The sequence below is a fragment of the Nitrospirae bacterium YQR-1 genome, from assembly GCA_039908095.1.
Classification (GTDB): Bacteria; Nitrospirota; Thermodesulfovibrionia; order Thermodesulfovibrionales; family Magnetobacteriaceae; genus Magnetomonas.
Genome location: JAMOBJ010000046.1, coordinates 1 through 16,162, shown reverse-complemented (window position 1 = coordinate 16,162; position 16,162 = coordinate 1). Strand labels below are relative to the sequence as shown.

General features: G+C 41.5%; 13 protein-coding genes. 12 read left to right on the top strand and 1 reads right to left on the bottom strand.

All coding sequences use genetic code 11. The annotated features are described in order from the left end of the window. The first annotated feature begins 103 nt into the window (after nt 1–103). The 7 genes from H7844_15040 to H7844_15010 all read left to right on the top strand — a co-directional run bounded on the left by H7844_15040 (nt 104) and on the right by H7844_15010 (nt 7,359). Entirely contained in the window at nt 104–559 is a 456-nt protein-coding gene (locus H7844_15040) for a Uma2 family endonuclease (GenBank protein MEO5358595.1), read from the top strand. A gap of 115 nt (nt 560–674) precedes the next feature. Next, nucleotides 675–899 carry a type II toxin-antitoxin system HicB family antitoxin gene (locus H7844_15035; protein MEO5358594.1) on the top strand — a complete coding sequence of 75 codons (225 nt, stop codon included), beginning with the start codon at nt 675–677 and terminating at the stop codon, nt 897–899. A gap of 434 nt (nt 900–1,333) precedes the next feature. Then, a complete protein-coding gene (locus H7844_15030; protein MEO5358593.1) occupies nt 1,334–3,316 on the top strand; it encodes a methyl-accepting chemotaxis protein in 1,983 nt (660 codons plus the stop codon). Between the two features lie 273 nt (nt 3,317–3,589). Further along, the gene (locus H7844_15025) at nt 3,590–4,333 is read left to right on the top strand and encodes an SDR family oxidoreductase (protein MEO5358592.1); all 744 of its coding nucleotides are present in this window, start codon (nt 3,590–3,592) and stop codon (nt 4,331–4,333) included. A 410-nt stretch (nt 4,334–4,743) separates the two neighbouring features. Next, nucleotides 4,744–5,781 carry an energy-coupling factor ABC transporter permease gene (locus H7844_15020; GenBank protein ID MEO5358591.1) on the top strand — a complete coding sequence of 346 codons (1,038 nt, stop codon included), beginning with the start codon at nt 4,744–4,746 and terminating at the stop codon, nt 5,779–5,781. An 8-nt stretch (nt 5,782–5,789) separates the two neighbouring features. Beyond that, on the top strand, nt 5,790–6,599 hold the full coding sequence (gene cbiQ / locus H7844_15015; GenBank protein MEO5358590.1) for a cobalt ECF transporter T component CbiQ: 810 nt from the start codon (nt 5,790–5,792) through the stop codon (nt 6,597–6,599). Between the two features lie 4 nt (nt 6,600–6,603). Beyond that, nucleotides 6,604–7,359 carry an energy-coupling factor ABC transporter ATP-binding protein gene (locus tag H7844_15010; GenBank protein MEO5358589.1) on the top strand — a complete coding sequence of 252 codons (756 nt, stop codon included), beginning with the start codon at nt 6,604–6,606 and terminating at the stop codon, nt 7,357–7,359. A gap of 80 nt (nt 7,360–7,439) precedes the next feature. On the opposite strand, the gene H7844_15005 is transcribed toward H7844_15010, so the two are convergent. Beyond that, a complete protein-coding gene (locus tag H7844_15005; protein ID MEO5358588.1) occupies nt 7,440–7,667 on the bottom strand; it encodes a NifU family protein in 228 nt (75 codons plus the stop codon). Between the two features lie 453 nt (nt 7,668–8,120). Between H7844_15005 and H7844_15000 the strand changes: the two genes are divergently transcribed. The 5 genes from H7844_15000 (at nt 8,121) to H7844_14980 (ending at nt 16,007) form a co-directional block, all read left to right on the top strand. Continuing rightward, a complete protein-coding gene (locus H7844_15000; GenBank protein ID MEO5358587.1) occupies nt 8,121–10,079 on the top strand; it encodes a DUF2339 domain-containing protein in 1,959 nt (652 codons plus the stop codon). Further along, the gene (locus H7844_14995) at nt 10,076–11,413 is read left to right on the top strand and encodes a hypothetical protein (protein ID MEO5358586.1); all 1,338 of its coding nucleotides are present in this window, start codon (nt 10,076–10,078) and stop codon (nt 11,411–11,413) included. Before H7844_15000 ends, H7844_14995 begins: the two co-directional genes overlap by 4 nt. A gap of 288 nt (nt 11,414–11,701) precedes the next feature. After that, complete coding sequence (locus H7844_14990) at nt 11,702–12,901, top strand: ammonium transporter (protein ID MEO5358585.1); 1,200 nt, start codon at nt 11,702–11,704, stop codon at nt 12,899–12,901. After that, nucleotides 12,840–14,147: a hypothetical protein gene (locus H7844_14985; GenBank protein MEO5358584.1), complete on the top strand. Its 1,308-nt coding sequence runs from the start codon at nt 12,840–12,842 to the stop codon at nt 14,145–14,147. Before H7844_14990 ends, H7844_14985 begins: the two co-directional genes overlap by 62 nt. Nucleotides 14,148–14,267: 120 nt before the next feature. Beyond that, the gene (locus H7844_14980; protein ID MEO5358583.1) at nt 14,268–16,007 is read left to right on the top strand and encodes a long-chain fatty acid--CoA ligase; all 1,740 of its coding nucleotides are present in this window, start codon (nt 14,268–14,270) and stop codon (nt 16,005–16,007) included. Nucleotides 16,008–16,162: the final 155 nt, after the last annotated feature.

Here is a 16,162-nt window from a genome sequence, read left to right as displayed (position 1 = left end):
CCTGCGATTGCGGCAGCCGTTTCAGCCGACATACCTCCGGCTATTTTTTCAAGGTCATTTTCGCTTAATTCACCGCTGGTTTATAATCAATGGAGAGGAAGTTATGGGTCCAAGTCCGTTTGGGAGACATCAGGATATTAGCATAAAGATAGTGAAGAAAATACTTTTTTATTTGGAAAAACACGATTTAGGAAAAGTTTATTATTCACCTTTAGATATAATCTTTGAGGATGGGGTCAATAGATTACAACCTGATATACTATTCATCAAGAAAGAGAATATGAGTATTTTTCAGGATTGGGTAAGAGGCGTGCCTGATATGGTTTGTGAAATCGTCTCATCTGGTACTTATGATAAAGATACCGAGGTTAAAAAAGATATTTACGAGAGATATAAAGTTCCAGAGTACTGGATAGTTATGCCAGAAGTTAAAACAGTTGAAATTTTAACCATAGAAAACGGTAAATATAAATTACATTCAATAGCTGCATTTGAAGGAGTTGTTACATCTAAAGTTATTGAAGGACTTCAGGTTGATATCAAGGATATCTTCGAGTAGTTTTTAATTTCTAACAAATAAATTAATGAACTGTTTTTTTATGTCTATCAATGAATAAAAGCACAATAAAAGAGATTTACTTAATAAAATGAGAAGGCAACAAGGAGGTTAACAGATGAGTACATATAAATTTTCAGTAGTAATCGAAAAAGATAAAGATGGCTATTTTGCTTTTTGTCCTAAACTCCAGGGTTGTTACACTCAGGGAGATAACTACGAAGAGGCTATGGAAAATATCAAGGATGCCATACGGCTTCATATAGAAGATAGAACCGAAAGTGGTGAGGAAATACCTCAAACTGAATCGATAAGTCTTACAATGATGGAAGTAGCAGTGTGAGTGATAAACTGCCAAGAATGACTGCTGCTGATCTAATCAGGGTAACTATTCCGTATCATGCAGGGAAGATACTGCACCCCAAAATATTGTCAACCATTCTGCAGGATTATCCCAGGGCTTGCTGAAAGAATCGTGAAAATGGCAGAAGACGAGGTTAAGCACAGACATAAGATAAAGATATTTTTTCAATATTCACATCGGGCGCTGATAATTGCAACAAAAAAAACTTGACGAAATAAAATGTTTGATATATTATTTCTTATACTGAGTTGCATTCAGAAATAAACACAGGCGCAAGGAGCAAGCGACGCATCCCTTACATGGGATTCCTCTTTATGGGAGCATACGCCACGAAGCTTGTGACGAAGCCGACAAAGTTAGACGATTGAATGCAACTTGGTACTAGTGTCATCATAAATAACGGAGGTATATTTATGAAAAAGAAATTAGTATTTAAATTTTTAATGCCAATTGCGGTTTTTATGGTGTTTGCTATGATAATTGTACAGGTTTTTATGATAAGTGTAGTGAAATATTATTCCAAGAATACAGCAAGCAGCCAGATAGAGCATACAATTGAGAGTGTGCTTCAGGTACTGACAACAACTGATGATCTGATGATGATACAGGTGAAACGCTCCATGGAGCACTTAAGAGGGATGTTGGCAACTCTGGGGCAGCCTGTTAGTGGAGGGGTGGTAGAAGTGGCCGGCAAAAAGGTGCCGGATGTAGTGTTTGGCAGCACCGGTCAGGCCAATAATTTTGCAGTAGTGGATTCAGTTGCACAGACTATGGGAGGCTCAGCCACGGTTTTTACAAAAAGTGGCAGCGAATACGTCCGGATATCCACAAACGTAAAAAAAGACGACGGTTCAAGGGCAATAGGCACAATTTTAGCACCTGACGGTAAAGCTGTCAAAGAGATAAACGCCGGTAAACCTTATTACGGAGAGTTAGATATCCTTGGTGCTCCATACATTACCGGTTATGAACCCATTTTTGACAAAAATAAAAACATAATCGGTATAAGCTTTGTTGGATACAAGGTCACAACGCTAAAGGGGCTTGAGACTGTCATCTCGGAATATAAAATACTGAGTAACGGCTTTCTTGCCGTCATTGACGGTAAGGGAAAGGTACGGTTTAGTTCCAGACATGTTACCCCTGAAAAAATTGAAAAATTGATGGGAGCTAAAGATACTGAGTGGGTCTCAGTTGAGAAAGCATTTCCCGCCTGGGATTTTAAAATTGTGGCAGCCTATCCAATAAGTGATCTTAGTGAGATTGTAAATAAATTATTAATTTATGTCTCAATCGGTGTAATTGTATTATTTCTGGTATTTATAGTATTCATTTTGTGGACGGTTAAGAAGACGGTTCTAACGCCTCTTAATAGTATGGTGGCTGTATCAGAGGAGATATCCCGCGGTAATTTAACTGTTAAGATAGAGACGGCAAGACAGGATGAGGTGGGCAGACTTCTGGTTTCGATGAAATTAATGGCGGAGAGGTTAGCGGGTGTGCTTCAGAGAATGCTGGATTCGTCAAAAAACATAATGGTAGTTAGCGGACAGTTAAATGAAGCATCGGTACAAGTGGCTCGAGGTGTGTCTGAGCAGTCAGAACGGTCAACACAAATAGCAGCCTCCTCAGAAGAGATGTCTCAAACAGTAGTCCATATAGCTGAAAACGCCTTACACATAGAGGCAACGGCAAAAGAGACAAGTGAAACGGCAAGGGCAGGGGAGGATATAGTGCTTAAGGCGGTAAATGAGGTAAATGCAATAGCGGGTGTGGTTAATGAGTCTGCCTCTTTGATGTCTTCCCTTGGCCAGAGGTCAAAACAAATTGGGGATATAGTAGGTGTAATTAAAGACATAGCGGATCAGACAAATCTTTTGGCGTTAAATGCTGCAATAGAGGCTGCGCGAGCCGGTGAGCAGGGCAGGGGGTTTGCTGTTGTTGCCGATGAGGTAAGAAAACTGGCTGAGCGTACCGGTAGTGCTACCTCGGAGATAAGCACCATGATAACGGCGATTCAACAAGAGGTGCAAGTTGCTGTGAACTCTATGGACCTTGGTACAAGGAGGGTAGAGGTAGGGGTTCAGTATGCGCGTGAGGCGGGCAATGCCCTGCATGATATTGTGGCCGGTGTGGAGAGTTTTAAAGAAATGGTTCACCAGATAGCTACTGCTACCTCAGAAATGTCTGAAGTGTCAAACCAAATAACATCAAATATAGAAACTATCGCTGATGTTTCAAGAAACACCTCCAGTGTAACTGCAACAATAGACAGGTTGGCGGCGCAACTTAAAGATTTCTCAGGCTCACTTGAGTCAATACTAAGGGAATTTAATCTCGATGATTCTAAACGTTCTGATTATCGGGATAATTCACAAAGAAGGTTGGACCGCTAAGGTTCCCTATAAACGTCCTATGTTATAGGCATCTTTTTTACCTCCTTACTTACTTTCTGTGACAATTCCCGAAATTCAGCCGGTTTCAGTAATTTTACAAATTGCTTACACACTGCCCTATAAATAACTTGCTTATTTATTATAATTTATTATAGAATCTCTGTGGGGTGGCACTATAGATGATTAGTGCTTAGAGATGTTGACAGAGAGGTTGGAATAAAGATAACAGATGGGACACTTATCATATAACAAAACAAAGGAGGTAGTATTGATATGAACTTAACAGGAAAGAAAGTAATAATTACTGGCGGCGGACGCGGAATGGGCAGGCAGTTTGGAACAGACCTCAAGGCAGCCGGTGCAGTGCCTTTTGCAGTTGACGTTATTCAGGAAAACCTTGATTCTTTAAAGGCGGAAACCGGCATAGACGGCGCTATTGTGGATGTTACCAGTGAGGCATCGGTTGAGGCGTTTTTCAATGACTATGTAGCAAAGCATGGAGCACCTGACGTATTGGTTAACAATGCAGGCATAACGGCAGATGGTCTTTTTGTAAGACAAAAGGGTGAAGAGATACAGAAGTTTAAGCTCTCCAACTGGGATAAAGTAATAGCGGTTAACCAGACCGGCGTATTTCTCTGTGCAAGGGAAGCAGCCTACCATATGGTAAAGAATAAAGTTAAGGGAGTAATTATAAATATTTCCTCGATAAGCCGTTCCGGTAACCTTGGCCAGACTAACTACACGGCGACAAAGTCTGCTGTTGACGGAATGACTGTAATCTGGGCAAAGGAGCTTTCCACTTATGGTATCAGAGTTGGCGCAATTGCCCCCGGATATATCAACACCGAGATGGTTGCAAAAATCAGGCAGGATGTTCTCGATAAGATAATTGAAAAAATCCCTGTGGGACGCCTTGGCGAAATGGCTGAGATTTCTCTGGCCGTAAAGTTTATCATCGAAAACGATTTCTTTACCGGCAGAGTAATTGAGGTTGACGGCGGCATGAGGATATAGATTTTAAAACAATCCGACTAATACATGAAAGCCCCTGATTTATATTAAATCAGGGGCTTTTTTTATCCAGATGAAATATTTCGGGTCGTTCTCATACCAACCTGCAGTCAGAAGTAAACACAGGCGGCTGGGAGAAAGCGGCGCCTCCCCTTTAGAGGAGAGTACGCCCCGGAGCTTTTGGCCAAGCCCAACAAAGTTAGACAAATGAAAGCAACTTGGTATCAAGCACTTGACAATTATAAGCCGTTAAATGCTACAATTATGAGTTCAATTCGATAAGCCATGAAGGCTTAGGAGTGGATGAATAACCACTCTTATGCCCTCATGGCTTTTTTTATTGGCTCTGCCGGCATCACTGTTGTTTTTAACGGCAGAGGATTATTTATCTTTTCTGTTAAGGAGGTTTTCTTATGCACATGTCTGATGCGTTGTTGTCACCGGAGGTTGGTGCTGCTTTCTGTGCGGCTACGGCAGGTGTGATAGCCTACAGCTCATATAAACTTAGATCGAGCACGGAAGATAAGCTGGTTCCATTAATGGGCGTACTAGGAGCTTTTGTCTTTGCCCTGCAAATGATAAATTTCTCAATACCACTTACAGGCTCAAGCGGGCACTTTGGCGGTGGCCTCTTACTTGCCATACTGCTTGGCCGCCATGCCGGAGTAATCACAATAGCATCTGTCCTTTTAGTGCAAGCACTGTTTTTTGCAGACGGCGGGATACTTGCCCTTGGAGCAAATGTCTGGAACATGGGCGTTTACTCTTGTTTTATAGCATATCCGGTTTATAAATTTATAACTTCCAGCGTAAACTCACCAAAGAAATTATTTTTTGCCTCTGTGGCAGCCTCTGTGGCAGGATTACAATTCGGTGCTTTCTCTGTGGTACTTCAAACCGCCCTTTCAGGACGCACAGAACTACCGTTTGGGTTATTTGCTATGTTTATGCAGCCCATACACCTTGTTATCGGCATTGTTGAAGGTGTCATTACAGCGGGAATTATCAATTACGTCAAAAAAGAGCGCCCTGAGTTACTTACTCTCACATCATCCAATTCCGGCAGTTATTCACTAAAAAAAATATCCATCGCATTCCTTTTAGCCGCCATTATAACCGGTGGTATAGTTTCGTGGTTTGCCTCAGAGAACCCTGACGGTTTAGAGTGGAGTATCAGTAAGGTTACGGGTAAGCCTGGATTTTCTTATGAGGTAAATAGTACAATTCACAGTCTCACAAAGGTTCTCCATGAAAGGAAAACGGCAATATTTCCAGACTATAATTTTATAACACAAAAATCAGCAAATGCTGAGGCCAATCAGGAAACCGTACACCCTTTTAAGGGTATCAGTGCCGGCAAGTCCATATCAGGGATAATCGGCTCAGTCATGGTGTTAGGGATGGTTGCAGCACTGTCATTTGGAATTAAAACTATAAAGAAAAGGTATTAGGGTATCTTTTGATAAGTTTTGAGAAAGAGTATTTTAATCTTGGTTTTACAGACAAACTTGCATACATGGATGGTTTTATGCAAAGTCTTGATCCAAGAGTAAAAATCATAACCACGGCGGCATTTACCATAATGGTGGTATCATATTCAAAATATGAGCTGACCGGACTTATGGCTTTTTTTCTATTTCCTGTGCTCTGTTGTAATCTAGGAAATGTACCTGTTATGTATGTCCTGAAAAAATTGCTCTGTTTTAGTATATTCCCGCTGATAATCGGAATGTTTAATCCTCTTATAGATACTAACCCTCAGATTTTCTTTATGAATACCGGTATCTCGGGCGGCTGGATTTCACTTGTATCAATTGTTTTTAAATTTCAGTTAACTTTCAGTGCTGCAATCATTCTCATAGCGACAACCCCTCTGCCTCAGATATGTATCGGACTGAAACGTCTGGGAGTGCCTGAGATATTTACATCTCAACTGCTTTTCCTCTACCGGTATATTTTTGTGTTATCTGAGGAGGCGATGAAAATGGCCAGAGCAAGGGGGTTGAGAACCTTCGGAAAAGTTAACATGAGCATAAGGGATTTTACCAATCTTTCAGGATTACTGTTTATAAAAACCTATGAGCGGGCTGAGAGAATTTATCAGGCGATGTTATCCAGAGGGTTTTCAGGCACAGTACGTTCAATAAAAGACATATCCTTTAAACCTGCCGATCTATTTTATTTATTAGTTACAACTACTCTGTTGTTACTATTCAGAGCATATAACCTGGCGGATATTTTAGGTAAAGCAATCATAGGGGGATTATAGGCGTATGAGCCACCATCTGGTAGAGTTTAGGGATGTGTTCTACAGTTATCCCGATGGGACTACGGCGCTGGAGGGCGTCTCTTTCAGGGTGTTGCACGGGGAATCGGTAGGAATAGTTGGAGCTAACGGGGCAGGTAAATCCACGCTGCTTATGCACATAAACGGAACAATCATCCCGTCCGGAGGGGCAATTACCATAGGGGATGTACAATTAAGTGCAAAAACCAGGCAAGATATAAGAAAAAAAGTCGGAGTAGTCTTTCAAAACCCTGATGATCAGCTTTTTATGCCTACGGTGTTTGACGACGTGGCATTTGGCCCTCTGAACTTAGGTCTCAGCACGGATAAGGTAGCAGAGGTAACCTCAGAGGCGTTGTCAAAGGTAGGCTGTCTTGACTTAAAAGACAGAGCACCACACCATCTCTCTAACGGGCAAAAGTGCAGAGTGGCAATTGCAACCGTGCTGGCAATGTCGCCGGACATACTTGTTATGGATGAGCCGTCATCCAACCTCGATCCAAAATCAAGGAGGTTTTTAATTAATCTTCTCAGGAATTTTTATCACACAAGGATAATCGCCTCTCATGATCTGGACCTTATTCTGGATGTGTGTGAGCGTTGCATAGTGATTAAGGAGGGTAAAATAGCGGCGGATAAGCCGGCAACGGAAGTATTGTCGGACTCAAAGCTGCTTAGTGAAAATAACCTTGAATTACCTCTGACCCTTCAGGGGGCAAGGGGGCGGAAACCCGGTAATTGAGACGAGTGCAGGATAGTGGAAAACTGCGGCAGTTACAGATTTTTAGATAAAACCGGTATATGCCGCAGCCGGTTGCTTATTTAAACAGCCTCAACAGCCTTAACCTCGGGGATATCCTGCTTTAATTTAGCCTCAATACCGCCTTTTAAAGTCATCATAGACATAGGACAACTGCCGCATGCGCCCATGAGTTTAACCTTTACGACTCCATCGCTTGTAACGTCAATAAGTTGTACATCTCCACCGTCTCTATTTAGCATAGGCCTTATCAGATTCAGCGTACTTTCCACCTTTGCTCTGTCTAACATCTTAAACCCTCCTGATATAGTGTCTGTTATTTGCGGAGTTTCCACCGCTGCGGTGCTTTCCTGTTAATACCAAGTTGCATTCAATCGTATAACTTCGTTGGCTTTGTCAAAAGCTCCGGGGCGTACTCTCCCCTAAAAGGGAATCCCCCGTAAGGGGAAGCGTTGCTTTCTCCCAGCCGCCTGTGTTTACTTCCGAGTGCAACTTGGTATAATCATTAATGGAACACCGTCGTTACTATTATAATAGATAAGACCATGAAAAAGCTAAAATGATAAAAATCATAAAAAAACGGAAATATTTGTTATATAAATTTTTTGACTTGTTTTTTTGTGTGATTTACATTATTAGAGAGAAAGTTGTATATTGTAGAAATGGCATTTAATTTATCAAAATGCTAATTGTGGCTACCGAGGATTATATTGCTCTAAAAATAAGCCGCCGGGAGGTCTTAAGTGCTTAAGTGCCCAGGATGTAGTAGAGAAATATACAGACCCGGTAATTTCTGTGTATCGTGCGGTATGGCTTTTACAGGGGATGCATTAAAGAAAATCTCCTTTTATTTTGAACTCACAACAGACCTGTCCCACCTTTCTAAGACTGTTGATATAGTACAACAGGATATAAGCAGCATTAACACAAAACTAGCAGCGTACGAGGAAATATTCAACAGCGAGGTTAAACATCTTCTTGATACTAAGCCTACGGAGACTGTTGAGGCGTCAGAAAAGCCTCAACCTGATATTCCTCCCCAAAAACCGGATGTTACACCTCCACCTGTGAAACAACCCGAACCTGCCACCGATAAGCGTACCAAATCATCTGCTTTGGAGATACGTTTAGGACAGAAGCTGCCTCTTATAATAGGAGTTGTAGCCATAGTGCTTGGAGTGGCATATTTTATAAAGTACTCTTTTGACAGGGGGTGGATAGGTCCGGCAGGCAGAGTAGCGGTTGCCTACCTGGCAGGTTTGTTACTTATGGGGGTAGGGGATACATTCAGAAAGAAGCAGTTGGAAAACTTCGGACTGTCTCTCTTTGGCGGTGGCATTGCCATACTCTATTTCTCAACATATAGCGGATTTCAACTCTATCATCTTTTTGGTGCCCAGGTTGCCTTTACCCTTATGGTCATAACCACTGCTGTTGCCTGTATGATGGCTATCGTTTATGACAGTAAATGGCTTGCCGTCCTTGGCCTCATCGGCGGATTTCTTACTCCGGTTTTAATTTCTACCGGCTCTGACCAACAGATTGCGCTTATGACCTACATGGTAATACTGAATATTGGACTGCTTGCCGTGGCTTTTTATAAGAAGTGGGATATCCTTAACAATCTGGGCTTTTTCTTTACGTATATGCTGTTTTCGGCATGGTTTTTTAAGAATTACGTACCGGGTAAGTTTTGGCCGACAATTATTTATCTTACAATTTTTTACCTGATTTACAGCATAGCACCGATAGCGTATCAGTTTTTTAAGGGTGATGTCGGGAAAAACCGCGGTGTTGTAATCATTGCACCGAACTCATTTATTGCCTTTGGTTTCAGCTATTATGCTATAAAGTTTTACACCTCGGTGGAGTGGGTAAGTGTTGTAACGGTCTTTTACTCGGTGGTGTTTTTATCGCTGGCTAATTTTTTGTATAAACGAGGGAAACACGAAAGAGGCGCTTTTGATATATTAATAAGCCAGTCGGCTCTCTTTTTAGTTATGACAATACCGTTTCTGTTTTCAAAACACTGGACAACAATATTTTGGTCGGCTCAGGCTGTTGCACTTCTGTGGATAGGAACAAGGCTTAAGCGGAAAACTCTTATTTACGGCTCTTATGTGCTCTGCGCTGTGGTAGCGTATTTCTTCTTATATTACGATTATTTACTTTTCTTTGAATATGGCACAACCCGTTTAACTCATGGAAAAAGTTATACTTTTATGATTATAGAGAGATACTTAAAGTCATTTTTTGTGATTACATCGGCTTATATATCCTCAAAGATTATGGCAAAAGACGGCAATGCCACTGTGTCTTCAGTGTTTAAGGCGTTGTTTGGAATACTTCTGTTTGCAGCACTAAACGTTGAGGTGAGTTTGTTTTTTAATGATTACCTGCCTGAGGCCAAAGCGCAGGCTATATCGGTTCTATGGGCTATTTTTTCAGCAGTGTTGATGCTTAAAGGATTTATGATAAAATCTGTAATTTACAGAAAGACAGCGTTTGCGCTTTTTGCCGTAACAATTCTGAAGGTATTTCTCTCTGATATGTCAAAAATGGATGTGCCTTACAGGATTATTTCTTTTATATTTCTCGGCATAATACTAGTTGTCACATCTTTTTTGTACTACAAATACAAGGACAGAATCTTTGAGCCCGCATCTGGTGAGAAGGCTGAGAAGAAAGACGGTAAATTATGAGAGTCCTTGTTGCTATACTGATAACTCTGCTTTTTCCTTTTTCAACTTACAGCGCTGAAAAGAAGTCTGTAAAGAGAACTGATTTTCCATACTATGCCGCCATTACGGGTAATTTCAAAAAAGGTGAACTTTATAAGGCTCACTTAACTGCCGATATTATACAAAAGTCTCGGGGCGGTCTGAACAGATTCAGGTTGTATGACGGCACAGGCAGGGATGTGCCATATGTGATAATAGAAAATATCTTTCCCGGCGAGCCGCTTAAAACATACCACCTGAACGTTATAGATTACTCAATCAAAGACAATGTAACGACAATAACTCTTGAGATGCCGACAGGTGTGACAGACTCTGTTGCTATCCTTGAGCTTAATATTGACGGTAAGGACTTTCATAAAAATGTAAAGCTTTATGGCAGCCAGGATTTAAAAAAAATGGAACCTCTTACCGATGACTCTGTTTATGATTTCACATCTGCGGTAGATTTAAGAAAAACGGCGATAACATTTAAAAAATCAGCATACCGGTATTTTATCTTAAAACTTACAGAGCCTGAGGGTGGTAAACAAAGCGATGAGAACCTCAAGCTGCAATACAAAGGGCTCGACCTTATGACCAATGCCGTGCACAACCAACAACTTAAGATTAACAGTGTTACCGGCCTGACGACGACCGACCCTAAAATGAGATTTGTCTATGACAACAAAACATTTACAGATTTTGAGCTTAACACAGACGGCGGCAATAACAGCATAATAATCGTAAAGGCGGCACTTTCCGCCAACCGGATTAATTTTAATATTTCTAACCCGTACTACAACCGCAGGGTAAACATCTTCAGCAGTGAGACCGGAGATAAGGATTCCTACGTTGTCCTCAGTACCGGCTCTGCGATATACAGCTTTCCGCTTATTGCCGGTGGTCTAACAAGAGACTTTATAGGTTTGAATTCCGGCCATCACATCTTCTATAAGTTTGTAATCGAAAATGGAAACAACCCACCTCTTGAGATTAAGGGAATTAATTTTCAATGGGTTAGCAAAGAGTTGTTTTTTGTAGCTCTTGACGATACTCAGAAATTGTTTTTACGCTTTGGTAATCCGACTGTCACTATGCCTCAGTACGACTTAACGACCTTTATCAGACAGGACACATGGTATGACCGTAAGTATGAAGATGTTAAAATCGGAGATGTCAAAGAGGCGGATGACTATAAACCTGATATTAAAGATAATTACGAAAAACATATTTTAACAATTGTAATTGTTCTGATAGCCCTTATCCTGGGTCAGCGTATATATACGTTAGTTAAAAAAGCCGCTGTTAAATATTGAGTAAGAGGAAGGGGTAGGGGGAGTTCCTTCATCTTACTAAATTACTTTTTGACTGCAACCTGGTATTATTCTTATTGGAATTAACATATTGCAATTTTTTATCTTTGACAGCTAATTGAAATATGGTATAATCGCTCTGTAGCGCAGCTATAAAAATAGAAAAGGAGATATAATAGAAAAAGGAGATATATAATGATGAGAGTAGCTCTGTTGTTTTTTTTCAGCCTGATAGCTACGACAGCTTTTGCTGCAGAAATCCCTCAGGTTGACAAAGCAGACACTGCCTGGATGCTGGTATCTGCCGCCATGGTGCTTCTTATGACTCACGGTTTAGCCCTTTTTTACGGAGGTATGGTCAGGAAAAAGAATGTCCTTGGCACAATTATGCACAGCTTTATCGCAATAGCTCTTGTAAGTGTCCAGTGGATAATTATAGGTTACAGTTTGGCATTCGGCCCTGATATTAAGGGAATAATCGGAGGGCTGGACTGGGCTTTTTTAAACAATGTCGGACTTTCACCTAATCCCGATTATGCTAAAACCGTTCCTCATCTGGCATTCATGATTTATCAGGCTATGTTTGCCGTGATTACGCCTGCTCTTATAAGCGGAGCTTTAGCTGAGCGAATAAAGTTCTCGTCTTTTGTTTTATTCACAGTTTTATGGTCAACGTTTATTTACGCACCTGTTGCCCACTGGGTTTGGGGTAAGGGTGGCTGGCTTGGCGCTCTGGGAGCACTCGACTTCGCAGGCGGAATAGTCGTACACGTTACATCCGGCCTCTCAGCTCTTTCTGCAGCACTTTACATCGGCAAACGGAAGGGCTATCCCCATGAAATAACTCCTCCCCACAACCTGCCTCTTACTGTCATCGGCACGGGTATCTTGTGGTTTGGATGGTTTGGTTTTAACGGAGGCAGTGCTCTGGTCTCAGGCGCACTAAGCACTGTTGCCTTTGTAACCTCCCATATAGCTGCAGTGTCGGCAGTTGTTATCTGGATAACCATAGAGTGGTTTCATCAGGGTAAAGCAACAGTGTTTGGGGCGGCAACAGCCTCAGTAGCGGGGCTGGCCACAATTACCCCTGCCGCCGGCTATGTCTCACCCATGCACGCCTTAATTATCGGTCTGCTGGCCGGGGCGGTTTGCTACACAGCACTTAATCTAAAACCACGTCTGGGTTATGACGACTCACTTGACGCCTTTGGAGTGCACGGTGTAGGGGGCATTATCGGCACCATCTGCGTCGGTGTCTTTGCCTCTTTAGCCATTAACGACGCCGGCGCCAACGGGTTGCTCTTTGGCGGCTCAAAACAGTTTCTTGTACAAACTATGGCCGCCGCCGTTGTAGGAATCTATTCGTTTGTCGTAACAGCCTTACTTCTGAAAATTGTTGATCTTGTAACCGGAGGGGTCAGAGTAAATCATGAAAACGAAACTGAAGGACTCGACGTCACTCAACACGGCGAATCCGGATATTACTTCTAACACCATAAGAGCGATAAAACGAGAAGATTTTGTTAATGCTTTCATTCTTCTTGTACTTGCTTTTGTTATAGTTCTCAGGGCTCCGGTACTTCTTACAAATCCGAGTTTTTTTTCGGAAGAGGGGTTGGCGTATTTTAAATACGCTTACGAGAATTCTTTTATTAAATCCCTTTTTGTAGTTCAACCCGACAGAGGATATTTTGAGATTTTTACAAATGTGGCTATGGCTATGGCCTCTGTTGTGCCTCTTAAGTATGCTCCCCATGTCAGCGCCACTATGGCATTTTGTGCTCAGCTTATTCCACTTGCCGTTGTTTTATGGGGACGCTCTTTTTTCTTTGACAACTATATAAAAAAAATTGTTACACTCTTGATAATAATATTTATCATCTCAACAGGACAGATATGGATAACTGCACGACACTCACAGTTTTTCTTCTTGCTTGTAACATTCTTAATTTTAATTGCCGATGTGCAGGGAGAGACAAAACTTAAAGTGTGGATTTACCGTTTGCTGGTTTTAACAGGAGGTCTTGCCGGTGTGACATCTTGTTATCTGACTCCTGTTTATGTTTATCGTGCTGTTGCCGGAAAATGCCGTGAGTATATAATTCAGGCTGCCATATTGATTTTTACATCACTCTTGCAGATAGCGGTTATACTCCACTCATACTACACAACCGGATTTTCCCAGCGCTTTAATGATAACGACTTTCTAAAGATTTGTTTGGTTTACTTTGTTGAGTATTATTTACAACCCGTGTTTGGCTACGATCTTGTTCTTGTAATATTAAGAAATCTGATCTTTGTCTTTCCGGTGGCTATATTTTTTGTGTGGATGATTTATAAGTCCATTTTAGATGTAAACAGACGTGCGCTTGTTGTGGGGATAATATTTTCTTCAATAATGCTTACACTGACCTCATTGGATATGACAGGAGGGACAAGATATATGTATGCCCCGGGTGTAATGCTGATAGTACTTGTGTTTTCTTATGTGCAGTTTAACAAAAAAACGTTTCTGAAAGTATCGTCTATTGCAGCATTTGCCCTGACTGTAACAGCGCTTACCACTTCTATGATAGAATACAAGCTCAGGATGAAAATATACGTTAATGCCAAATGGCCTGACTGGAAAGCAGAGGTTGCCATATGGGAAAAGGACGAAAACCATCCGATAAAAATATGGCCGCAACTGGATGATTACAAACCGGAAATTAAGCTGACCCGCCAAAAGGGCAAATGATACAAGCTATGGTGTTTATTCTACGTGATACAGATAATCTCAAAAAGGAGAGTTTAAAGTGGAGAAAGGGCATGTTTTTGAAGAATCGGAAAGGGCAGGCTGCTCAGGAATATAAAAAAAATGAACAGTAAACCCCAATATAAATCTGAAGCAGTTGTACTTTATGAAAGAGGAAATGAGATGCCACATATCCCTCGTTTTATGTCACCAGAGGGCAACGGCGGTTGGAGAACAACCACATGGGGGGATTTTCTAAAAAACTCATCGGCACTTGCGCTCTACATGAAATCTCTCGGAGCAGGGCCTGGGGTTAAAGTATCAATATTTGCGAAAAACCGGATTGAATGGACTTTCTCTCTTATGGCAATACACGCCTGCCGTGGGATATTTGTTCCGGTTTACCACTCTAACACCCCTGCCGAGGCTGAGTTTATCATCAATCATTCCGATGCGCAGCTGCTTATAACAGAAAACGACATGCTGCCTGTTGTTTTGCAAATCCTTCCAGGTATTCCCGGCGTTAAACACATCATTGTAATGGGGACGTTTGGGGATGCTTTAAAAATTTTAGAACCTGTTAGAAGTCAAGTACCGGAGTCTTACAAGGAATTTGAAAGCAAATCCGTTTTTTTTGAAGATGCTCTGAGTGAGGGGTGTGCGATTTTAAACAGCAAACAGGATGGTTTTAAAAAGCTGGCTCTTGAGGTTAATCTTGATGATGTTGCTACGATTTTATATACATCCGGGACTACGGGCAGACCCAAAGGTGTGGTTCTCACCCATGAAAATCTCTACAGAAATGCGGCTGATTGGGTAGATGTACTTGGGGTACTTATTCCCAAGCAGCGGGTTGATTTACTATGGCTTCCTATGTCTCACATATTCGGCTGGGGAGAGTACGGCCTTGGCAACACCTTGGGGTTTACAACTTATCTGACAACTCCATGGGAGGTGCTTAAAATAATGCCTGAGGTTAAACCCACCGTCTTTATGAGTGTTCCGGCATACTGGGAAAAATTGTATCTTGACTCAAAAAACACGTCATCCGACATAAATTCCCAGATAGATAAACTGCACGAGCTAACAGGAGGGAAACTTAGTTTTTGCCTCTCCGGCGGCGCCGGCCTTAAAATTGAGGCAAAGGAGTTTTTCTTGAAAGCCGGAATGCTTATAATTGAGGGCTATGGCCTTACTGAATGCTCTCCCACTCTTACGATGAACAGAAGAGATGATTTTGACTTTAACTCTGTCGGAAAACCTTTTCCACATGTGGAGTTAAAATTAGCGGAAGACGGTGAAATTTTGGCTAAAGGGCCTAACATATTTGCTCAGTACTACAAAGACCCTGAGGCTACCTCCGAGGCATTTACTGTGGATGGATGGTTTAAAACCGGAGACCTCGGGGTTTTTAACGAGCGTGGGTTTTTAAAAATAAAAGGCAGAAAAAAAGAGATAATCGTAACCTCCGGAGGTAAAAACATCTCCCCTCAGTTGATAGAGGCAATGTTTAAGGACGACCCGTTTATTGAACACATTGTGTTATATGGTGATGAGAGAAAATATCTTACCGCATTGGTTACTCTTAAAGAGGAAGCTGTTAAATCTTATGCTAACACCATAGGGATTCATTTTTCCGGTTTCGATGAACTAACTAAACACGCAGCCATAGATGAAATTGTCCGCAAAAGCATTGACAATGTAAATGAGAACCTTGCTTCTTTTGAAACGATAAAAAAATTCTATATCCACAGCGGCCACCTTACGGTATCAGATGGATTCCTGACGCCCTCACTCAAACTTAAACGAAAAAGAGTTATTGACACGTTCAGTAAACTGCTTGATATGTTATATGAGCAATAGAGAGGGGTAATACCAAGTTGCAGTCAATTCAATCGTCTAACTTTGTTGGGTAAGCGTTTATTCCTAAATTAATCTAATTGCTTATGTAGTTAACTCCGGCAGAGTTTTTTTATCATCTAATGATGCAGAGAAAAGACTGGATTGTCGCTCGTAGG